Below are 21,402 nucleotides of genomic sequence, written 5' to 3'. Positions count from 1 at the left end.
GGGCCTCCTGCGCCGACGGCGACAACTGCCGTGCGTCCCCCACCAGTTCACTCACGCAGGGATCAACGACCCAGAACACCTACCGTTTCGGATCAATAGCCGCTGGTCGCGGCCTCGACCGTGGACGTGCCCTTCGCTGAACTCGTCGGCCAGCCCCTGCTTGTGCCAGCGGGTGAAGAACCGGTGCACCGCCTTCCACGGCGGGTAATCGGCAGTCAGCGCGGGCCACTTCACGCCGTTGTCCACCACATACCTGATCGCATCGAGTATGTCTCGGTGGCAGTACTCCTCCGGTCGGCCGCCCCGGCCCCCGGCCCACGCCGGCACCGGGATCATTTCGCGGACCGCGGCCCACTCCGCGTCCCTCATGTCGGTCGGATAGCAGTGCCCGCCGGACGGATTGTCCGCGGCATTGCCGTACGTGTGGGCGAAGCAGTCGCACGTACGTGTGTCCGGAATGGACTCTTTCACAGCAGACCGATACAACTGCGGCAACAGGACCTCCCGGTGAGCAGTGGCGTAGACACCCTCTGTGCTACCGAGAGGCCCTGCCTTCATGCCCCTGCGCGGCCACAATCACCTGAACAGCACACCCGTACGGAACCTCCAGCCCCACACTCGGTTTCGAGAAGCCCTGAGCCCAGATGCCCTGGTCAAGCCTTGTGCCCGGTGTCGTCGCGCAGTGGTGAGTTCACCGTATGACTGCGCCCCTTCCGCAGTTGAACAGCGGCGAGCCGACCATGACCGTCGGGTGCCACGCTCGCGTAACGGTGCCGAACCAGGCCCATCAGTAGGTTTGTTGCCCCTGTGAGGTTCCGGCTTGTATGGCGGTAGCGGAACGTGGTCGGGTTGGCCGCTCGTAGCGTTTCCGTAGGACGCCGGACCGGGTGGCTCGTGAGGTTCCTGCGCCGTTCCTGGCTGGCTCATCGGGGGTGTGCCGCCGTTCCGGCGTCAGCCTGCGGTCTGACTCAACAGAGGCGTGTCCCGGCCCGGTTGGTTCCCGAAGTCGGAGTGTCGGCCGTGGGCGTCTTTGTCGTCGCACGACCGTAGGGAGGGCAGTGCCCGTGATACTGCTCGGCGTCGATCCGCACAAGTCCACCCACGCCGCTGTCGCCGTGGCCCCCGAGGCCCACCGACAGCTCGCCTCGGCAACGGTCGGGGCCCGTCTGCCGGAGTACCGGCGGCTGCTGACCTGGGCCCGGCAGGCCGGAGCGCACGTGGGCGGTGGAGAACGCCAACGGGCTGGGCCGGCACCTGGCCCAGTGGCTCCTGGCTCGCGGTGAACGGGTCGTCGATGTCCCCGCGTCCGCGACCAGCCGGGTGCGTGAACTCTCCCGAGGCGGCGGGCGCAAGAACGACCAGATCGACGCGGCCGCCGCCGCGACCGTGGCCTGCCTGCACGGCGACGAACGGGAGGTCGACGCTGAAGACCATGCCACCGCGCTGGCCCTGCTCGACGAGCGGCGGGTGAACCTCACCCAGGCCCGAGTCCGCGTCGTCAACCAACTGCATGCGCTGTTGCGGGACTTGCTGCCCGGCGGTGGCCCGGGCCAGATGTCCGCCGACCAGGCCGCCGCTCTGCTGCGGACCGTGTCCCATCGGCGCCGTGGAGAAGGTTCGCAAGGGCCTCGCCCGCGATCTGGTGGCCGAGGTCCGTACGCTCGACAAGCAGCTCGCGGCCAACGCCGCGGACCTCAAAAAGCTCGTAATGGCCGCGAACAGCAGGCTCATGCACACCCCGGGCATCGGGCCGGTGCTGGCCGCACGACTGATCGCCCGAGGCGGACGGGCCAGCCGCTGCCCCACCACCGCAGCGTTCGCGAACTACACCGGCACCGCCCCCGTGGAGATCGCCAGTGCCGACAAGTCCCGCCAGCGGCTCTCCCGGTCCGGAAACCGGCAGCTCAACTCCGTTCTCCACACCATCGCCATCAGCCAAGTCTGCATGCCCAACTCGTCCGGCCACGTCTACTACCAGCGGAAACTCTCCGAAGGGAAGACCCCCAGGGAAGCCCGCCGCTGCCTGAAACGACGCCTGGCCGATCACATCCGGAAGGTCATGCTCGCCGACGAACGACGAGCCCGTCCTCCTGCCGTCACCCCTTGACAGACACAGAGGCACCCCCCGAGATGCGAAGAATGGCGACAGTGGGTCAAATTGGACACATTGGAGTTGCGTGAGCGTACGGTGCGGATGTACCGCACCACCGAGCCGAAGCCGCAGACCAAGAAGCCAACAGACTGGCGGGGATCAGCCCGTGCCGGAAGGGCTTCACACGCTGCGCCCGAAGGCCACGCTCGCCCCGGACCTGGGCGACCGCGACCTCACCGCCGAGACGCCGAGCCAGCCGTGGGTCACCTGATCACCACCGGTGAGGGCCCGTTGCGGCTCTCCGCGATCCGCGACGCCTTCTCCCGACGGAGGAGACCTGCGCCCGCGCGGACGCCGACATGGTGCCGACCACGCCGGTCTCGCCCTCGCGTCCCGCGAGGGCGAGACCGGCAAGCTCATTCATCACGCAGACCGCGGCTGTCAGGGCGGATTCAATCGGTCGTCGCAACACCTTGATCATGGAGGTGTTCGATGGGGCGTCCGGCAGGGTGGACAACGGCGGTTACGGGGCGTTCGGCGATGCGCTCGCCAGGCAAGCCGCCGGTCCGCAGGGAGGTGGAACGCGCCTTCTGGAAGAAGATCGCCGAAGGGCTGGCCAGTGAGGACGCGGCGATCGCGTGCGGTGTGTCGGGCCCGGTCGGCTCACGCTGGTTCAGGGAACGTGGCGGAATGCCGTCGATCCAGCTTCACCCGGTTTCAGGCCGATATCTCTCCTTCGAGGAGCGCGAGGACATCGCGCTGCTGAAGGCCCAGGATGCCGGGGTCCGTGAGATCGCCCGCCAGCTGGGCAGGGACCCGTCAACGATTTCCCGGGAACTGCGGCGCAACGCCGCCACGCGCTGCGGGCAGCTCACCTACCGGGCCTCGGTCGCGCAGTGGAAGGCCGAACTGGCCGCGCAGCGGCCGAAGACGTCGAAGCTGGCCGGCAACGAGCCTCTGCGCGAGTACGTTCAGGACCGCCTTGCCGGAGAGCTCCGTCACCCGGACGGCACGCCGGTGCTGGGACCCACGGCTCCGCTGTGGAAGGGACGGAACAAGCCCAGGCGCCAGGACCGCCGTTGGGCCACCTCGTGGAGCCCGCCAGCAGATCTCCCACCGGCTGACGGCCGACTTCCCCAATGATGAGTCCATGCGCATCTCGCACGAGGCGATCTACCAGGCCCTCTACATCCAGGGCCGTGGCGCGCTGAAGCGTGAGCTCGTCGCCTGCCTGCGCACCGGCCGGGCACTGCGGGTGCCCCGGGCCCGGACCGCCGGCCGGGGGAAGAAGTTCGTGACCTAGGAGGTGCTCATCAGCCAGCGGCCCGCCGAGGCAGAGGACCGGGCGGTTCCCGGGCACTGGGGAGGGCGACCTCATCATCGGCCTCAACAGCTCCGCTATCGGCACCCTGGTGGAGCGCACCAGCAGGTTCACGATGCTGCTGCATCTGCCGCCCATGCCCGGCCATGGCGGCCCACGGGCCAAGAAAGGTCCCGCGCTGGCCGGTCACGGAGCCGAGGCCGTACGGGAAGCTCTCGCGGAGGCGATCACCGACCTGCCCGCCCAGCTCCGCAAGTCCCTGACCTGGGACCAGGGTTCGGAGCTGGCGCAACACGCCCAACTCCGTATCGACACAGGTCTGGAGATCTACTTCGCCGACCCGCACAGCCCCTGGCAGCGAGGAACGAACGAGAACACCAACGGCCTGCTGCGGCAGTACTTCCCGAAGGGCACCGATCTCGGCAGGCACTCCCGCCAGGACCTCGCGGCTGTCGCCGCGGCCCTCAACAGCCGCCCCCGCAAGACCCTTGGCTGGAGGACGCCCGCCGAGACTCTCGACAGTCCTACTATCAGCACAAAGCGGAAGTGTTGCGACGACTCCTTGAACCTGAGCAGCACGTCCACCGGTCTAACAACTGGCCCGGTGCAAGGCGGAGTTGACGCGTCAATGGGGTCTGGCGGATGCCAGTCAAAACCGAGTGCGTGCGCGGCCGTGTCCTCGCGATCAGGGCCGTGGCGAACCTCGCGCTCTTCGAGTACATCGACGACTTCCATGACTCCCGGCACATCCAGGAACGGCTCGGCGGCACAGCCCGCTCGAGTTCGAAGAGCGGCACTACACCTCTCTGTGACTTGCTGGAGGCCCTCGAGGAGACCGGGGCAGATCGAGGTTGTGTTTGTCAGGTCGGCCGACGACCACCTCAGGTGCGACCACACCCCCTCGACCGGGTTGAGCTCGGAAGCGTATGGCGGCAGCTGGTAGACGGTCATCCGGAAAGGGGCGGGGCCGGTCAGCCAAAATCGGGCGGCGATCAGCCCCCGCATGCTGCGGTCCGCCGCCCGCTTTTATGACGGGCCGCAGCTCGTCCTTCCAGGCGGCGATCATTGCCTCGTCCCGCTCGGTGGTCTTACGGGCCGGGAGCGCGCTCCAGCCGGAGGACGACCGGTCCTGCTTCCAACAGCGCCTTCAGAGCACCCGATTGACCGGCGCTCAGCTCGCAGCGCGCCGTCAGTTCCCCCTTGGAGACCAGGGCCAGCCGTTCGCCCGAAGCCAGTGCCCAGGCGCCGACGGTTCGCCGGCATCCGCGTCGCCCCGAGCCGTCGGACCACCTCCCGGTCAATGGCCGCTGCCTCGATCAAGTCAGCAGCCGTGAGCCGGACTTGCTGACTCCGAGCCCTTCGGGTGTGGCGGCGTGATTCTCCGAGCGAGCAGCCCGGCACCGGCCGCTGCTACGAGAGCAGCGCCGAAGACGGTCGCGAACGCCGCATTGTCCGCTCCCGCCCGTACGTGGGCAGTGTTGAAGAGTGTCCCGGCCAGGGTCACGAGCAATACGCTGGACAGGCTGTCGGACAATTGCAACGAGGCCGAATTGCGCCCCTGGTGACTCACCGGTGAGTATTCAAGGGTGAGGATGCCGACTCCGGGCAGCAATAGTCCCATCCCGAAGCCGGCCACAGCCAGTCCGACGGCCACGGTCACCGCGAGGGCTCCTCGTAGAGCACCGGTCAGGGTGATTGCCACTCCGACTCCCTGGATCAGCGCACCGATGAGGACCACCCGTTCACGTGGCCACGGCAGCCACGGACGTCCCTGAAGCCAGGAGCCGGCAAACCAGGTAAGTGCCGCGCCGGTCAACGCCATTCCGGCTGCGCCGGCTGACCAGTGCCGTTCGTTGATCAGCATGAGCGGGATGTACGTCTCAATCGTGAAGTAGGCCGCCGCCGCCACCCCTCGCAGCACCACCAGCGACGGGATGCCGCGCCGCGCACGCAGCGTGCCCGCGGGAACCAGATGCCGCAGGCAGCCGACGAGCAGCAGCAGGCCCGCGACGGCCGCGACGGGCTGGTACGGGGCACCCTTCGCGCCCGCGTACTGGAGCAGCCCCGCCCCGATCGCCACCGCGACGGCGGGAAGGATACGCAGGCCGGCTCCCTCACCGAACGGCGTTTCTCCGGCCGGTTGCTCCTCCGGCGCGTCCTCGTCGGCCGCACCCGCGTGCCTCAGCTGGATCAGTGGCTTGATGAGCAGAACCGAGACCACCACGTCGAGGAGGCCGATACCGTAGAACACCCAGTGCCACGACAGCCACACGGTGACCGCGCCCGCAATCGGCGGGCCCATCATCGAAGGAACGATCCAGCACGCGGTGGCCAGCGAGAACATTCGGGGCCGCAGCGCTGCCGGATAACCGTGTCCCATGACCACGTACAGCGATACGGTCACAGCGCCGCCGCCGAGCCCTTGAAGGTACCTGCCCAGCAGAAACGACCACATTGCACTTGAGGCGCCGGAAAGCAGCGCGCCACCCGCGAAGCAGGCCAGCCCGGCGTACAGGGGAGCCGCAGGTCCTCGCCGGTCCGCTATGCCGCCCGCGAGGACGGTGCCGACGATACTGGTTGTCAGGAAACCGCCGAAGACGAAGGCGTACAGACCGAGGCCGCCGAGTTCCTGAACCGCGATGGGCATGACCGTGTTGAGAGCCAGAGCGGCGAATGCGGTCACGACGAACGTTGCAGCCACCGCGAGCGTACGAGCCCGGTAAACAGGGCTGAAAAGGCCGGGGGCTGCAGCGCTCATATGGCCGCCGTGGTCGCGCACATGCTGCTCCTCTGACGGTGTGGTGTGGATCATCGAGAGGCTGGCACGGGCTGGTGGGCCTGTCAACGGATGCTCAGCACCCGGGAGGATGCCCTCGCGCCAGGCAAGGCGCACAACGTCGAGTGATTTGCGGCCGAAAACAGGCACCTCCATTCCGGCCACCGGGTGGTTACATTGATGTTGTATCAACATCACCACAGGTGGCCGCCCGCTTGAGGCAAACAAAGTCGCTGCCGGGGGCACTCACATTCCAGTCACGTGTGACTGAGCGGAAAATACCTTCTGGACTGCCGCTGCGGTCAGTAACCGCAGCAAAGCCGATCAAGACTCCTCCAGCTGGCAATCGCCCGCCGAAGGCTACCGCTGCCAGTACGCAACGGACTGGGTGACGGACATGACCAGGTGACAACTTTCGGTCGCGTGCCGCGAAGTGGAGTAGCGACGCGGAGTGGGCAACTGCGCAGGCCACCACCCACGTTGAAGCCGGCAGCACTTCGGCGGAGTGCCGCTTCCGCCGCTGCGAGTGGTACGTACAGGGCCGAGGAACCCCTGGCAGCACTTCGCCGCAGAGCCGGTCACCGGAGCGCGGCGGTCCGGATTCCTGATGGTGTCCCGCCGAGTGGTGTAGCCAGTCAGGGCCCTGGAACGCGCGGGTGTCTGCCCAGGGCGTGCACCCGCTGTCGGTGACTGCTCCCTGAGCAAGAGGCAGGCCACCGCGCAAGTCTCCCTGGTGAACGGGCAGTTCGACCTGAGGGGCGCACGATGGCCTTGTCCCAGTCAGACCTGATCCAGATGCTTCAGTCACTACGTACGGCCGACGGAGTTGAGACGATCAGGATGCTGTGCGAGCGCATCCTGTTGGAACTCATCGAGGCCGAGGCGACCGACGCCATCGGTGCTGCCCCGGGCGAGCACTCCGACCAGCGCGCACCACCTGGCGCAACGGCCACCGCGAGCGCCTGCTGACCACCCAGGTCGGCGACCTCTACCTGAATCCCGAAAGTGCGGACCGGGTCGTTCTTCCTCTCGCTGCTGGAACGGCGCCGCAGGATCGACCGCGCACTGTTCGCCGTGGTGATGGAGGCATACGTGCACGGGGTCTCGACTCGGTCGGTCGATCACCTGGTCAAAGCCCTGGGCGCCGACAGCGGGATCTCCAAATCCGAGGTGTCACGGATCTGCGGCGAACTCGACGCCGAACTGACCGCATCCAAGGAGCGTCCGCTGGACCACACCGTCTTCCCCCCACGTCTTCATGGACGCCACCTACTGCAAGGTCCGGGTCAACCACCGGTGTGCCTCGCAGGCGGTGGTCATCGCCACCGGAATCTCTGCCACCGGGCACCGCGTGATCCTCGGAGTGATGGTCGGCGACAGCGAATCGAAGCCGTTCTGGACGAAGTTCCTGCGCTCGTTTCGGACCCGCGGCCTGGACAACGTCCGGCTGGTCATCTCCGACAGCCACATCGGCCTGGTAGCCGCGATCCGCACCGTCGTCCTCGACTCGGCCTGGCAAAGGTGCCGCAGCCCGACACCGATACGGCGACCACGAAGGCAGTCACCCGCCGACAGCCTCTCCAGCTCGGCCCCCTTCACCGCCCTGTTCATCACCTGGACAGTGCCCAACCTGCGGTTCAGCCCCAGCCCGCTCGGCCTCAACCGCTTCCACACCTTCGTCGGCCTCGGCTTCCTCGACGTCCACGTCGAGATGACCGTCAACTCCGCGCAGAACGTCACCAGCCGGATCACGGCATAGAGCAACGGGCAGATCAACCTGCCGGTCCAGCCCGGCGACGTGATCAGCGGCGCCCTGTGCCTCGACACCCAGCCACCGGGCACTACTTCCTCGCCAATGAGACCAGGAAGCAGACGATCAACTTCACCGTCGACACCGGCTTCCCCCGGCCGTCACCATCGACGCGGGCGTCACACGCGGGAACCTCGGCCAACCCGTCCACCCACTGGCGCACTTCGGGGTCGTACTTCGACGAGATCAGCGCCTTCACGACAGCGGGCAGCCGCTCGCTCACGTCCGGCCGGGCCATCACCATGGTCGACCACGACGGCTCCACCCTCGCCAGGCCGGGCAGGCTCAACGAGTCCGCCTTCAAAACCGTGTTCGTAGCAGCCTGATCATCCTGAGCAGGCGCCCTCACCGGGCCGGCGCGGCGAGGACGGACCACATCCGCAGACGCCAGCGGCCACTCCGGCCGGTGAACTGGACGGCCGCCGGCGGCGGAACACCGATGCGCCACAATGACCGTGGCGACGCGCCCAGCGCATGCACCAGCGCCACGCGCGCTACGACCTGTGCAGCCGCGGCCGACACTCGTCCGGCATCGGTGTACACGAATCCAGCCAGGAGGAGATCCGTTCCCGCACTGCCCGCTCGCCCAGGGGCGCGTCCGCGCCGAAGCACACCTCGCGCTCGGTGAACGCAGCGGCCGACTCTGATTCAGTTGGTGTCACAGCCGATGCCGTCACCGTCTCTGTCGAGTCGGTGCGGGTCCTCGGGGCCGACCCACACGGGGCCGGTGAGGTCCGAGCAATCCACGTCAGGGACGCCGGCCGGAGGCCGGTCGGGCAGACCGGGACGTGTTGGCGTGTCCGGTATCGAAGGCTCGGTCGTCTCCGGACAGGCCGCCCACAGGCCGACGACGGCTTGGCGGGCGGTGTCCTCGGCTCGGGAGATCACCAGCCAGTACTTGTCGTTGGGCGGGAACAGGACGGCTTCGGCATGGCCACTGCGGACGAGGGATTCGTTGACGAAGGTGCCCTGCTCGTTCCAGACGTACAGCAGATAGCGGTCATAGCGGTCGAACAACTCGGCATCTCGCTGGATGCGCACACTCCTGCCCGGCGGAAGCAGCTCGGTGGTCCGAGCCGTGGCGGCGTCTGCAAAGCAGGCACCCCGCTCCCGTGTGTCGATCTCCAGGAGCCGGACGCGGGCCACAGTGTCCTTCGGCACGATACGGCCGTCGCCGCGCACTTCGATGGTGTCACCGTCGATGACACGCAGCACCACCACGCCCGGTGGTGTCGTATCCGTCAGCGGCTTCGTGACCGGAGGGGTCGAAAAAGTCAGCGGGCTCGTGCCCGGCTGCGAGGTGACGTCGCGCGGCTTGGAGCGGTGCCGAGCTGATGGGAGGCTCCGTCGTCGGGACGTCGGAGGGCGGCGTCTCGGAGGTGGCGGATTTCCGGTCCTGCTCTTCCAGGAGTGCCCCAAGCCCACCGAAGGCCACAAGAAGGCCGAGCACGACCAGGACCGCGGTGATCCAGGGATGCTTGAGGCCTCTGGAACGATGGGCAGGGCTGACTCGATCGGCGGCGCCACGCGTCCCGATCGGGAGGAGGCGAGGGACACATGCCGCCCTCCCTGGGCGGGGAAGCACTGCCTCTTCAGTACAGCACCGTCCCGCCTACAGCCACCCATGCGGGTGCCCTGACCAGCCCGAAAACACACCTGACGCACACCGACAAAACCGCAGGTCAGGAGCCCTTAGCCACCGGTTCAAGGATGGCAACACACTCCACATGATGCGTCATCGGAAACACGTGGAGACAATGTCGACGGCCCCAACCTCATCGACAGGTACTGGACCGCGCGGGCGCCGCTGCTGGAGTTGGGGGCCACGCCGAGCGCCAGCAGCTCGTTGAAGATCAGCAGGTCACCGGCGTGCAGATCGGGCCGCACCAGGGGGAACTCCCGGCGGTCGATGGCGGGCCGGATGGGATCGCGGCCCTCGGGCTGCTCCACCCTCCACCGGTCGAACTGCCGGAACAGCTCCGGGCAGCACTGGAACCCGCCCAGTTCGGGCTGGGTGTCGTTGAGCGCGATGATGCCCTGGACGCGCTGGGGCAGCACCTCGAGGGTGGTGTCGACGTCCCAGTGCAGCTCGATGTCGAAGCCCTGCTCCATGGGTTCGATCAGGGAGCGGGAACGGTTCTTGATGTTGGGCGGGTTGAGGTTCAGCCGGTCCAGCGTGGTCCACAACTCCTCGCAGTCCCAGATGTCGACGAAGCCGTAGACGAACAGGTCGCGGTCCAGGTCGGAGCGGAACTCCCGCTCCTCGTACCAGGTTTCGGGGCGCTCGGGGTCCAGGTTCTGGAAGTCCCAGGCGAAGTCCAGCAGGGCGCGCGCGGCTTCGGGGGAGATCGCCTCGCGGACGAAGACATAGCCGTACGTCTACCAGGAGGCGAAGTCCTCCTCGGAGAACACGCGCAAGGGGAGGGACTTCTCGATGCGGCGCAGGGGGGTGGGGGCGAGGTAGGTCTCGCCGTCGGCGCTGAAGTAGGGGCGGTTCGACGCCGCCCGGTACAGGTGCTGGTCAGAGGTGGGCATGGCTGGTGCTCCAGACCCGTTTCTGCTGCGGCCGAATGGCCGAGTATTGGACTAGATCAAGGAAGGTATCCGCGGCTATAACGGAGTTCGCCGAGCGGCCGGAAGGCAGGACCATGACCACCGATGCCAGTGCGCGAGCGCCCAAGTACTACCGCGTCAAGGAGCAGTTGCTGGAGTTGACGCGGACCTTGGGGCCCGACGCGCCGATCCCGGCGGAACGGTCGCTCGCGGTCGCGCTGCGCACCTCGCGCACCACCGTCCGGCGGGCCCTGCGGGAACTCTCGGGCGAGGGCCGCCTCGACCGGGTGCACGGCAAGGGCACGTTCGTGGCACGTCCGAAGATGTACGGGACCCTGCGCCTCGACTCCTGCGCCGAGGATCTGCGGGCCCAGGGGGTCGAACCGGCGACGCGGACCCTGGACGCCGGCCCGGTCGCCGCCGACGAGAAGCTTTCGGTGCTGCTTGGCGTCGGCGTCGGCGAACCCGTGCTGCGCGTCGAGCGGTTACTGCTGGCCGACGGCGATCCGTTAGCGATCGAGACGACGCACCGGTCCGCGGGGGCCCGGCGGGCGGCGGAGGGCGAGGTGACCGTCGAGACCACGCTGGCGACCCCGTACGAGGCCGCCCTGCTGCGCACCGACGTGGGCCAGCCGATGCTGATGGTGACCCGGCACTCGCGCACCGCGCAGGGCGAACCGGTGGACTGGGTCCGCTCGGTGTACCGCGGCGCCCGCTACCGGTTCGTGACGACGCTGCTGCGGGCGACGGGCTAGCACACAGCCTGCGTGCTCCCGTCCCCCAGGATGCGGCGGCGCGTCCTCGCCAGGGCGCCCGGGTCGGCGCGGTCCACGTACCAGGGGCGGTTGAGCCGGTCGGAGTTCTCCCGCGGCACCAGGTGGACGTGGAGGTGGAAGACGTCCTGCCAGCCCGCGGGGCGGTTCGCCTGGAACAGGGTCAGGCCGTCGGGCTTCAGCACCCCGTCGAGGACCCCGGCCATGCGGTGGACGGTGCGCATCACCGCCGCCGCGTCGTCCTCGGAGATCTCCCAGATGTCCGCCGCGTGCGCGCGGGGGATGACGAGGGTGTGGCCCTCCATCACGGCGGTGTTGTCGAGGAAGGCCACGGTCCGCTCGTCCTGGAAGAGGATCTCCGCGTGCAACCGGCCCGCCACGATGTCGCAGAACACGCACTCGGACGCCATGTCAGCCTTCGTCCTTGCGGGCGGCGGCGTCGATCAGCTCGCGCCAGCGGCGGACGGTGACAGGGTCGACCGGGCTGTCCCAGCCCCGGTGACGCACCGCGGTGCCGACGTGGAAGGCGTCGACGCCCCGGGCGCGCAGCGCGGGGACGTGCTCGGCGCCGAGTCCCCCGCCCGCCATGACGGCCAGGGTGTGGCCGGGCTCGCCCTGGCGGTCCGCCTCGGCCAGCAGGGTGGGCAGTCCGTCCGCGACACCGGCGACGCTGCCCGCGGACAGCAGGGTGTCCAGGCCGGGCAGCCCCTCGATGGCGAGCCGTACCGCCGTCCGGTCGGCGGCGTGGTCCACGGCCCGGTGGAACGTCCAGCGGCAGCCCGGCACCGCGTCGAGCAGGGCGCGGACCGCGGGCAGGTCCGGCGCGCCGTCCGCCGTGAGGAAGCCGAGGACGAACTCCTCGGCGCCCGCCGCCCGCAGCGCCCCGGCGGCGGCGCGCAGGGCGTCGAGGTCGGCGGCCTGGAAGCCGCCCTTGTCGCGCAGCATGACCCGCACGGGCACGGTGACGGCGTCCCGGGTGCGCACGAACTCCGCGAGCGCGGGGGTCATTCCGTCGGCGTCCATGTCGGCCGCCAGCTCCAGCCGGTGGGCGCCGCCCGCGACAGCGGCGCGCGCCTCCTCGGCGGAGGTGACGACGACCTCCAGAATCGCCTCGCCCATGGCTCAGACCTCCGTCCGGGTCGCGGCGGTCATGGCGGGCGTCGGCGGTGGCCAGGTCATCCCGGTGCGATCGGGGACGATCAGATCGGCCGCGGCCAGCGCCTCGGCGGACTGGGTGGAGGTGATCGCCACGCAGTCGGCGCCGTCGCTCTTCGCCGCCGCGACCCCGGCCGGGGCGTCCGCGAAGACCACGACGTCGGCGGGCGAGACACCCAGCGCCGCACAGCACTTGAGGCAGCCTTCCGGATCGGGTTTGCCGCGGCTCACGTCGTCGGAGGTGACCAGCACGTCGAACAGGTCCAGCGCCCCGACCGCGCCGAGTTCGTGCCGGGCGTAGTCCCGGGTGCCCGAGGTCACCAGGCCGAGCGGGACCCCCGACTTCTCCAGCCGGGCGAGGAGTTCGAGGGCGCCGGGGATCGCGCCGACCGGGGGGATGTCGGGGAGGGTCGTGTAGGCGAGGGCCTCGGCGAAGAGTTCGTCCACGGTGTGTCCGGGGAAGCGGGGCAGGTGGTCGAGCAGCGCCTCGCGAGGGGACCGCCCGGCGAAGCCCCGGATGGTGGCCTCGTCGTGGGGGACGCCGTGGTTGCGGAAGAGCCGCGACCACGCCTCATGGCTGCGGGGCTCGGTGTCGATCAGGGTGCCGTCGAGGTCGAACAGCGCGGCGGTGTACATGTCGGTTCCTTCGGACGGTCGGTGGCTCACCGCACTTGGGCGGAGAGGGCGGCAAGGTCGCGGGCGGTCCTGGAGAGCGGAAAGCGCGCCGCGTTGGCGAACCCGGACCGGCGCAGGCCGTCCAACGCGCCGGGGTCGTCCCGCAGCCCGGTCAGCTCGGTCAGCGCCCGCCGCGGATCGGCGAGGAGATCGAGGGGCAGCGCCGAGTCGCCCAGCGCGTCCCGCAGCCCCGGCACCGGCTGGTACGCCACCGGCAGCCCGCACGCCTGCGCCTCCACGGCCACCAGACCGAACGCCTCCAGCTTCGCGGACGGCACCACCAGCAGATCGTGCTCGGCGAACGCCGCCCACAGCTCCTCGCGGCTCAGCCACCCGAGATGCCGTACGGCCGACAGGTCCCGTTCCCCGGCCAGCCGCCGGAACTCGGCGACCGGCGCGGCCATGCTGAGCCGCACCCCGGGTACGCCGGTCAGCGCGGCGACCAGTTCGGCGGCGCCCTTCTCGGCGGTGAGCCGGCCGGCGTACAGCACCCGGAGCGGCCCCTCCTCCCGGGGGACGCGGACCGGCGGCTGGGCCAGCAGGGCGTCCGGGACGCCCCAGGGGATGTGGACGATACGGCCGCTGTCCGTCTGCGGGGCCAGCCAGCGCAGTTGGTCGGCCATCCCGGCGGTCGGCACCACCAGGGAGCGGGCCGCCTCGACCGCCTCCCGCAGCACCGCGCCCTGGGTCTCGTACTCGGCGGCGAACAGCAGGTCCGTGCCGTGCACCAAGCCGATGGCGGGCTGCTTGGGGTAGCCCCGCAGCAGCGCCGGGGTGGCACCGAAGGCGAGGTGCTGGAGATGGACGACGTCCTGCTCGGTGTGCGGGAAGCGGGCGGTGACCGCGTCCGTCAGTCGGTCGACGTAGGCCCAGAAGCCTTCGCCGCTGAGTTGTTTGCCGGGGACGCCCAGCAGGGCGAGGGGGCTTTCGTCGGGCGGCGGGGCGGCTTCCGGAACCCCGGGGATCAGCATGAACGCGCTCGCCGCCAGCGGCCCGTCCGGGTCGAGGTACAGGTCCTTGAGCAGCTCGACGCTGCCGCCCGGACTCCCCCAGGGCAGATCGAGTCCGGTCAGGATCCGGGGCGCGCTCACCGCAGCTCCTCGTACAGTCGCGAGATGTCGATCCCGCTGGTCCGGGTGTATTTGCGGCCCAGTTTCTGGTAGCTGGACATCGCGCCCTCGGCGACCAGGAAGACGATCTTCCCGAAGGGCATCAGCGGATAGACCCGCACCGGCCGCGCCACCCGGATCTCCAGGGTCCAGCGGATGGCGTGGCCCACGTGTCCGAGCGGGGCGGAGACATGGACCCAGATGCCGAGCGCGCCGAGGCTGCGGTCGCCGTTGATCATCTGGGCGTAGCGCTCGGAGTGAGTGCGCTCGTGGGTAACGCCGAGGTAGAGCTGCCCCGGCCGCAGCACCATGCCCTCGGGCGGGATGACGTGCTCGGTGACCGGGGTCGCGGCGGCGGCGTCCAGCTCGTCGCCCTCGCAGACCCGGATGCGGTCCCCGAGGTGCCAGTCGTAGGCGTTCGGCGAGATCCGCTCGGGATCGTAGGGCTCGATCACGATGTCGCCGCGCTCCACGGCGGTGGCGATGGCTTCGCGGGTGAGGATCATGTCGTCGGCACCGCCACGTCCTTCCAGTAGCGGGACTCCTGGGGGCCCGCCGAGGACTGGTACTTGCCGCGGTAGAGGTCGACCTCGCCGAGCGACACGAAGAACATGATCTGGCCGATCTTCATCCCCGGGTACACCCGCAGCGGCCGGACTGGGGAGAGCATCAGCGTCCACTGGCCATGGAAGCCGATGTCGCCGATGGGCGCCGTGATCTCCACGAACAGCCCGAGCCGCCCGACCGAGGACCGCCCGAAGAGCAGCGGCACGTACTGGTCGGAGCCGACCTGTTCCACGGTGTGCCCGAGATAGAGCTGGTCGGGTCTGAGGACATGGCCGTCTTCCCCGATGATGATCTCCCGGGTGGCGTTGGGCCGGTAGGGGTCGATGACCTCGTCGGTGTAGGTCAGCAGCCGGTCACCGAGGCAGACGTTGTAGCTGTTGGGGTTCACCTGGGCCGGGTTGAACGGCGAGATGACGATCCGGCCGTCGTTCGCGGCCTCGGTGATCTCGCGACCGGTGAGGATCACGCGGCCCTCCCCGCGGCACCCGTGGCGCCCTCGAAGTCGAAGTCCACCCGGTCCGCCACGTCCAGCTCCCGCAGCATGCGCAGGATCCCGGAGAAGTCGGTGACGAGCAGGTCCGCCTGTCCGCCGCCCCGGGAGTCCTCGACGATGTCCCGGGCCTTGGGGATGCCCGCGAACTCCAGGACCTTCAGCCACCAGTCGAAGTCCTCGGCACAGAAGGCGTTGATGCCGGCGGGCAGGGACGCCACGAAGAAGTCCTGCTGCGGCTTGGAGAGGTTGACGAAGACGTCCTTCATCACCTCGACCATGACCGGGCCGTGCGCCGACTCGTCGCGGGCGTGCAGCCGGGCGATCGTGGAGTGCAGCGGCTGCACGGTGATGTCCCGGGCCATCAGGTCGAGGAAGGCGTTGACGCTGACCTCGCCGACCGTGGTCCACAGCAGGTAGAGCAGGTCCGACTCCCAGCGCTCGGCGGAGGCGTCCTGCGCCTCGTACAGCAGCCGGTTGGTGACGGGGTGCCCGCAGTCGGGTTCGGCGGTGATGCCCCGGGCCTCCCGGGAGCGCTGCATGCCGAGCATATGCATGTACGTGTGCCACACCTCGTCGATGTGGGACTGCCGCACGATCTCCTTGACCTCGAAGCGGTCCACCCCGGGGAACACGGCGTGGCCGAGCTTCTCGAAGGTGGGGTTGACGACGAACTCCTCGGCGGCCACGACGCGTTCGTTATACGCGATCCAGCCCAGGGTGTTCACCGTCCGCCGTTTGTCCTCCGGGGCGTCCCGGAAGTCGGGGTGCTCGCCGAACGGCATCAGCGCGACGGGGTAGTCGAGCAGTTCGGGGTCGTACTCCTCGGCTCCGGTGACCTTCTCCATGTCGGTGCGGACGGTGGCCCGGCGGGGCCAGGCCGCCGCCAGCCGGCGGAGCGTGCTGGGGCCGACCTGGCCGGTGGCTTCCTCGATGGTTCCCAACTCTTGTGTTCCTCCGTTGTCTTGCCGCGTCATTCGGCCGGTCCGGCGGTGGGGCGGGCCTCGATGACCCGGTATCCGCTGAAGCCGAGCGGCGCGCCGATCTGTGTCAGCTCGAGGCCGGCGGCGTCGAGGAGCTCGGTGAACTCCCGCTCGGTGCGCTCCCGGCCGTGGGTCAGGACCATCAGGTTGAGGTCGCTGACGGTGAGGAAGGGGTCGGTCGTGGTGTCCGCGACGGGCGGTGCGACGACCTCGACGATCAGCACCCGGGCCGGGTCCGCCATTGCCCGGCGACAGTTGCGGAGAATCGTCACGCAGGTCTCGTCGTCCCAGTCGTGCAGCACGCTCTTGATCACATAGCGGTCGCCGCCCTCGGGCACGGCGGTGAGGAAGTCCTGGGCGGCCAGTTCGCACCGGTCCGCGACACCCGCGGCGGCGAGAACGTCCGGGGCTGCGGCCACCCCCACCGGGGTGTCGACCAGGATCCCGTGCAGGTGGGAGTGGTGCCCGAGCACCCCGGCGAGCAGGGCGCCGTTGCCGCCGCCGACGTCCACGACGGTCTTGACGCCGTCGAAGTCGTACGACCGGGCCAGCGCCTGGGCCTCCGCGCCGCCGCTGACCGCCATCGCGGCGTGGAACTCCGCGCCCAGCTCCGGATCGGCCGCGAACAGGTCGAAGACCGAGCCTCCGGTGACCGACTCCACGGACGGCCGTCCGGTGCGCAGACACTCGGTGAACCGTCCCCAGGAGGCCCAGACGGCCTCGCTGAAGTAGGGCATCAGCATCGGGCGGACGGAGCCCGGCACGTCCGAGCGGAGCAGGTCGCCCGCCGGGGCCAGCCGGAAGCCGTCCTCGCCCTCCTGCTCCACCACGCCGAGGGTGGCCAGGCCCCGCAGCAGTCGGCGCAGCGCCGGGACCCGGGTCCCGGTGTGTTCGGCCAGCTCCTCTGTGGTCAAGGGTTGTTCGGCGAGCAGGTCGGGGAGCCGCAGCCGGGCGGCGGCGTGGATCATCTGGGCGGGAATGAAACCGAAGGCGAGGCGGTAGAGGTGGGCTGCCGCCATCGGGTCGATCATGGTCACGTGCCACTCGTTTCCGGACGAACAGGGGCGAAGGAGATGGGCAGTGCGGTCAGCCCGCACAGGATGCTGATCTGGCGCCAGCGCAACTCGTCGGCCGGGACAGCCAGTTGCAGTCCGTCGAACCGGCCGAGCAGCGCTCCGAGCGCCGTGGTCGCGAGCATCCGGGCCAGCGGGGCGCCGAGGCAGTAGTGGATGCCGTGCCCGAAGGCCAGATGGGGGTTGGCCGCCCGCCGTACGTCCAGGGTGTCGCCGTCCAGGAAGGCGCCGGGGTCCCGGTTGGCCAGGGACAGGCCGATGTTGACGACCGAGCCGCAGGGGATCACGGTCCCGCCGATGACCACGTCGTCGACGGCGACCCGGAGTGCGGACTGGCCCGCCGATCCCTCGTAGCGCAGCAGTTCCTCCACCGCCGACGGCAGCAGCGCCGGGTCGTCGCGGACCAGGGTCAGCTGGTCCGGGTGGAGCAGCAGGGTGAGCAGTCCGTTGCCGATGAGGTTGGTGGTCGTCTCGTGTCCGGCAACGAGCAACAGCACGGCCAGGCCGATGAGTTCGTCGGCGTCGAGGCTGCTGCGCTGTTCCTGGGCCACGATGAGGGCGCTGAGCAGATCGGGCTGCTCGTCCGGCGCCAGGTCCGGTCGTAGGGCGGCGCGCTTGGCCGCGACGAGCCGGGTGAAGTAGGCGCGTAGCCGGCGGGAGCGCTCCTCGCGGGTGCGCGGTCCGGCGGCGGTGGACAGGGTGCGCGCGGCCCAGGTGCGGAAGGCGTCCCGGTCCTGGGTGGGCACGCCAAGCAGCTCGCAGATGACCAGCACGGGCAGCGGGAAGGCGAGATCGGCGATGACGTCCGCACGCCCGGTGGGCGCGAGGGCGTCGAGGAGTTCGCCGGTGACGGCCTCGGCCCTCGGCGCCAGCGCGTTGATCCGACGGCGGGTGAAGCCGTGGGAGACGAGTCCGCGCAGCCGGGTGTGGTGCGGCGGATCGTTGTTGGCCATCGGGGAGTAGGCGTTCGCGGTGTCGACCGGATGGCCGAGACGGCGCGGGTCGTTGGAGAGGCCGGGCGCGCGCAGGGCCTGGCGGGCCTCGGCGTACCGGGAGATCAGCCAGTACGTGAAGCCGCTCTCCTCCCGTACCAGGCGGACCGGTGGTTCCGTGCGCATCCGCTGGTGGACCGCGTCCGGTTCGGTGAGTAGCCGATACGGGCTGAAATCGAGCAGATGTTCGATATCCGGCTTACTCTGCACCTGTTTCCCCCTGAGCCGACCGACCGGATCACCTTCGCACCGTGGCCGGAAGCTGTCGTCCGCCCCTGGACCGGATTTACTTCTCAGACTGGAGGTTGAGGTTCCGACTCCGTCTCCACCGGCCGCCACCTGGGGCTGTGAAGCCGGGCTCGAATGTCGCTAGATCTTTCCGGCGACCTGTCAGTACTGTGCAAGATGGAGACGAGTGGTCCAGACCACCGGTCGCGGCCGTTTCCCCATATATCTGTCTGCGGGATTCATGCACTCATGGGGGTTATTCCACATCATGACGAACACAACTGGGGCTGACTGTATACGGGTCCTGATCTGCGACCCACGCCATCTGATGCGAGCGGGGATGGTCAGCGTCCTGGAGAGAGAACCGGACATCAGCGTGGTGGGCGAGGCCCTCGACGGCCGGGAGATGCTCGCCGCGGTGCAGAGCCTGCGCCCGCATGTCGCACTCATGAACCACGACGCCGACGCCGTGGACGGCATCACCGTGGCGCGCAGTCTGCGGAGAATGGCCCCGGACAACGCGCCGGGCGTCCTCATGCTCAGCTCCCGGACCGAGCAGGCGGAGCTGCTGTCGGCGCTGAAGGGCGGGGTGCGCGGCTTACTACCGGGCAACTGCGACCCGCGGACCCTGCCCGCCGCCATCCGGGACATCGCCGGCGGCGCGATGGTCCTGAAGTCACCGAACGCCGTGCAGCTGATCGGCAGACTGCTCAACCGCTCGCCCGAGGTGGCCGCTTCCGCGGGCTCCGAGCAGCTCGCGCTGCTCACCACCCGGGAGCGCGATGTGCTGTCACTCGTCGCGAACGGCCACTCCAACCTGGTGATTGCGAAGATGCTGTCGCTGAGCGAGGCGACGATCAAGTCCCACCTCTATCATCTGTGCCAGAAGCTCGGCCTGCGCGATCGCACCCAGGCCGTGATCCTCGCGTACGAGACGGGTCTGGTCCGCCCCTGCGCGGCCTGATCCGGCGGCCGGGGGCGGTGTCGGCGGCAGTGACCAACGCCGGCACCGTCCTCAGCCCGCCGCGGGGAGCAGTTCGGCCGCGTCGACATGGCTCACCGCCACCGACAGGAAGGCGTTCGCGGACGCCGGATCGCTCGCGATCCATCGGGCGAACTCCAGCCTCTCCTGAGTCACTTCGAGCCGTGCGGTGTCGAGCGCGGTCCGGTAGCGCGGCTCCATCAGCCGTCGGTGGCCGTCGGCATAGCGGTCCAAGGCGGTCTCCAGCTCCCGGTCGTCGTGCAGTCCCGCGCCGACCGACCCGGCGAGCAGCGCGGCCTGTTCGAAGGCGTCACTGATGCCGGTCCCGGTGATGGAGTCCTTGTGGCATCCGGCGTCCCCGACCAGGACCCAGCCCGGCCCCCTGACCGTACGGATGTGGTTGAGCTGGCTGCCGGTGCCACGCAGCCGCTCCACGCGCCGTGCCGACAGGGCGCGTTCGGCCAGGTCGGGGGCGGTGGTCCGAATGGCCTCCCGGTAGGCGCGATCCGCGTCCCGTCGTATGTCATGGAACTCCGCCTGCGGGAAGTAGGCGGCCACCAGGGTGAGTTCGTCGTGGGTGCCGACCACGCCGATGAGCCGTCCGGTCCGCTCGTACACCTCGAACTGTGCGGACAGCCCCTCCCAGTAGCCGTAGTAGACGCAGGTGCGCGGGGCGTCCTCCCGCTCCACCGGCGCCCCGCACAGGCCCGCCAGCGTCGAGCGCATCCCGTCGGCGCCCACCACCAGCCGGGACCGCACCGCGCTCTCGCCCCGGCCGGTCCGGCAGCGCACCCCGGTCACCCGGCCGTCCTCGGTGAGCACCCCGGTGACGGTGTGACCCTGCCGGAACTCGGCCCCGGCCTCGACGGCCGCGTCGATCAGCATGCTGTCCAGGACATACCGGCGCGGCGCGTACACCGCGTCGATGCCCTCCTCCACGGGGACCGGACCGGCGAGCCGGACGTCCTGGAGCGTGTAGGAGATCCGGCGCACCGGCGGGCAGCCGGTCGCGGCGAGCCGGTCCAGCAGCCCCCAGCGCCGGAGCAGCCGCAGTCCGGGCCGGTGGATGTGCTGGGTGGAGAGGGTGTCGCTGGGGAAGGCCGCCCGGTCCAGCAGCAGGACCCGGTACCCGGCCCGCGCGAACAGCAGCGCGGTCGAGGCACCGGCGCTGCGCGCGCCGGCCACCACCACGTCGTAGGACTCCATGAGTCGGGTGCTCCTTCTGTTCAGAAACCGGCTCGCAGGGGCAGGTGCGGGTCCGTGCGGTCCGGTGCGCGGGGGCCCACGGTCACCAGCACCAGCGGCTGGAGCGGACCCGTGGTCAGACCGAGGGCCGACCGCACACCCTCGGGGTCGAAGTCGCAGTGCACATGGCTCTCCAGGCCGACGGCCGCGGCGGCCAGCGCGATCCGCTGGGCCGTGGCACCGGCGGCGATGTTCTGCGCCCGGTACCAGCGGTCCCCGCAGCGCTCGACCCCGCTCCGCGGATCGCCGCAGACCGCGAGGACCGCGGTGGCGGTACGGCATTCGTCGGCCAGCATGGGGCTCTTGGCCGCGGCGAGCACGTCCGGTACGGCGTCGGCCCGCCGGGTGCCGGTCAGCGCGTGGGCCTCGGCGTCGTAGAGGTACGCGCCCGTCTCCACTTCCGGGACCCGCTGGAGCAGTCCGGCGAGTTGGACCGGGACCTCCACCCCGGTCACCGGGGTCCCCGCGGCGGCGAGGAGGGCGGCGAGCGTCCGCTCGGGCACCGGGGCCGGCCGGAAGCCGTACGCCGTGCGGCGGCCCGGGAAGCCGCCGGCGAGGTCGAGGGCGGCGGGGGGCAG

General features: G+C 69.9%; 18 protein-coding genes and 4 pseudogenes. 7 read left to right on the top strand and 15 right to left on the bottom strand.

The window, feature by feature from the left end; translation table 11 throughout:
• Nucleotides 1–51: 51 nt before the first annotated feature.
• The gene (locus tag P1P70_RS45810) at nt 52–471 is read right to left on the bottom strand and encodes a transposase (RefSeq protein WP_413471497.1); all 420 of its coding nucleotides are present in this window, start codon (nt 469–471) and stop codon (nt 52–54) included.
• A 753-nt stretch (nt 472–1,224) separates the two neighbouring features.
• On the opposite strand from P1P70_RS45810, the pseudogene P1P70_RS19920 reads away from it, so the two are divergent.
• From P1P70_RS19920 to P1P70_RS19910, 3 genes and pseudogenes are all read left to right on the top strand, one after another.
• A pseudogene (locus P1P70_RS19920) lies at nt 1,225–1,476 on the top strand (IS110 family transposase); the annotation flags it as partial.
• A gap of 130 nt (nt 1,477–1,606) precedes the next feature.
• The gene (locus tag P1P70_RS19915) at nt 1,607–2,107 is read left to right on the top strand and encodes a transposase (protein WP_319239592.1); all 501 of its coding nucleotides are present in this window, start codon (nt 1,607–1,609) and stop codon (nt 2,105–2,107) included.
• Between the two features lie 477 nt (nt 2,108–2,584).
• Nucleotides 2,585–3,979, top strand: a pseudogene (locus P1P70_RS19910) (IS30 family transposase).
• 755 nt (nt 3,980–4,734) lie between these two features.
• Here P1P70_RS19910 and P1P70_RS19905 read toward each other — a convergent pair.
• A complete protein-coding gene (locus tag P1P70_RS19905) occupies nt 4,735–6,345 on the bottom strand; it encodes an MFS transporter (protein ID WP_319239598.1) in 1,611 nt (536 codons plus the stop codon).
• A 609-nt stretch (nt 6,346–6,954) separates the two neighbouring features.
• On the opposite strand from P1P70_RS19905, the pseudogene P1P70_RS19900 reads away from it, so the two are divergent.
• Together P1P70_RS19900 and P1P70_RS19895 are read left to right on the top strand one after the other, a co-directional pair.
• Nucleotides 6,955–7,717: pseudogene (locus P1P70_RS19900) on the top strand (IS256 family transposase); the annotation flags it as partial.
• 287 nt (nt 7,718–8,004) lie between these two features.
• Nucleotides 8,005–8,325 (top strand): hypothetical protein, encoded by a 321-nt coding sequence (locus P1P70_RS19895; protein ID WP_319239589.1) that lies wholly within the window; start codon nt 8,005–8,007, stop codon nt 8,323–8,325.
• A gap of 322 nt (nt 8,326–8,647) precedes the next feature.
• Here the strand turns inward: P1P70_RS19895 and P1P70_RS19890 are convergent, their stop codons facing one another.
• Nucleotides 8,648–9,220: a thermonuclease family protein gene (locus tag P1P70_RS19890; protein WP_319239586.1), complete on the bottom strand. Its 573-nt coding sequence runs from the start codon at nt 9,218–9,220 to the stop codon at nt 8,648–8,650.
• A 555-nt stretch (nt 9,221–9,775) separates the two neighbouring features.
• Nucleotides 9,776–10,534 (bottom strand): annotated as a pseudogene (locus tag P1P70_RS19885) (phytanoyl-CoA dioxygenase family protein); the annotation flags it as partial.
• Between the two features lie 113 nt (nt 10,535–10,647).
• On the opposite strand from P1P70_RS19885, the gene P1P70_RS19880 reads away from it, so the two are divergent.
• Entirely contained in the window at nt 10,648–11,307 is a 660-nt protein-coding gene (locus tag P1P70_RS19880; protein WP_319239583.1) for a GntR family transcriptional regulator, read from the top strand.
• On the opposite strand, the gene P1P70_RS19875 is transcribed toward P1P70_RS19880, so the two are convergent.
• Genes P1P70_RS19875 through P1P70_RS19835 form a run of 9 tightly spaced genes read right to left on the bottom strand, consistent with a single transcriptional unit; the run spans nt 11,304 to nt 18,579 of the window.
• Nucleotides 11,304–11,735 carry an HIT family protein gene (locus P1P70_RS19875; RefSeq protein ID WP_319239579.1) on the bottom strand — a complete coding sequence of 144 codons (432 nt, stop codon included), beginning with the start codon at nt 11,733–11,735 and terminating at the stop codon, nt 11,304–11,306. The genes P1P70_RS19880 and P1P70_RS19875 overlap by 4 nt on opposite strands.
• A gap of 1 nt (nt 11,736) precedes the next feature.
• Nucleotides 11,737–12,444, bottom strand: coding sequence for a copper homeostasis protein CutC (locus tag P1P70_RS19870; protein WP_319239576.1), 708 nt, complete (start codon nt 12,442–12,444; stop codon nt 11,737–11,739).
• A gap of 3 nt (nt 12,445–12,447) precedes the next feature.
• Nucleotides 12,448–13,116 carry an HAD family phosphatase gene (locus tag P1P70_RS19865; RefSeq protein WP_319239573.1) on the bottom strand — a complete coding sequence of 223 codons (669 nt, stop codon included), beginning with the start codon at nt 13,114–13,116 and terminating at the stop codon, nt 12,448–12,450.
• A gap of 26 nt (nt 13,117–13,142) precedes the next feature.
• Nucleotides 13,143–14,246, bottom strand: coding sequence for a glycosyltransferase family 4 protein (locus P1P70_RS19860; RefSeq protein ID WP_319239570.1), 1,104 nt, complete (start codon nt 14,244–14,246; stop codon nt 13,143–13,145).
• Complete coding sequence (locus tag P1P70_RS19855; RefSeq protein WP_319239567.1) at nt 14,243–14,770, bottom strand: dCTP deaminase domain-containing protein; 528 nt, start codon at nt 14,768–14,770, stop codon at nt 14,243–14,245. The genes P1P70_RS19860 and P1P70_RS19855 overlap by 4 nt, the downstream gene beginning before the upstream one ends.
• Nucleotides 14,767–15,297 carry a dCTP deaminase gene (gene dcd, locus P1P70_RS19850; RefSeq protein WP_319239564.1) on the bottom strand — a complete coding sequence of 177 codons (531 nt, stop codon included), beginning with the start codon at nt 15,295–15,297 and terminating at the stop codon, nt 14,767–14,769. Before dcd ends, P1P70_RS19855 begins: the two co-directional genes overlap by 4 nt.
• Nucleotides 15,294–16,265, bottom strand: a complete 972-nt coding sequence (locus P1P70_RS19845) for a diiron oxygenase (RefSeq protein ID WP_319239561.1) — start codon at nt 16,263–16,265, stop codon at nt 15,294–15,296. Before P1P70_RS19845 ends, dcd begins: the two co-directional genes overlap by 4 nt.
• Before the next feature lie 29 nt (nt 16,266–16,294).
• A complete protein-coding gene (locus P1P70_RS19840; protein WP_319239595.1) occupies nt 16,295–17,335 on the bottom strand; it encodes a methyltransferase in 1,041 nt (346 codons plus the stop codon).
• 2 nt (nt 17,336–17,337) lie between these two features.
• Nucleotides 17,338–18,579 (bottom strand): cytochrome P450, encoded by a 1,242-nt coding sequence (locus P1P70_RS19835; RefSeq protein ID WP_319239559.1) that lies wholly within the window; start codon nt 18,577–18,579, stop codon nt 17,338–17,340.
• Nucleotides 18,580–18,865: 286 nt separating this feature from the next.
• On the opposite strand from P1P70_RS19835, the gene P1P70_RS19830 reads away from it, so the two are divergent.
• On the top strand, nt 18,866–19,561 hold the full coding sequence (locus P1P70_RS19830; RefSeq protein ID WP_319239556.1) for a response regulator transcription factor: 696 nt from the start codon (nt 18,866–18,868) through the stop codon (nt 19,559–19,561).
• A gap of 51 nt (nt 19,562–19,612) precedes the next feature.
• On the opposite strand, the gene P1P70_RS19825 is transcribed toward P1P70_RS19830, so the two are convergent.
• Together P1P70_RS19825 and P1P70_RS19820 are read right to left on the bottom strand one after the other, a co-directional pair.
• Nucleotides 19,613–20,785, bottom strand: coding sequence for an NAD(P)/FAD-dependent oxidoreductase (locus P1P70_RS19825; protein ID WP_319239553.1), 1,173 nt, complete (start codon nt 20,783–20,785; stop codon nt 19,613–19,615).
• A gap of 20 nt (nt 20,786–20,805) precedes the next feature.
• The coding region (locus tag P1P70_RS19820; RefSeq protein ID WP_319239551.1) for a nitroreductase family protein at nt 20,806–21,402 on the bottom strand (597 nt) is incomplete at its 5' end.

Origin of the sequence: Streptomyces sp. MB09-02B (genome assembly GCF_033794485.1) — a bacterium.
Lineage (GTDB): Bacteria > Actinomycetota > Actinomycetes > Streptomycetales > Streptomycetaceae > Streptomyces.
This window is presented reverse-complemented; position numbering and strand designations above follow the sequence as displayed.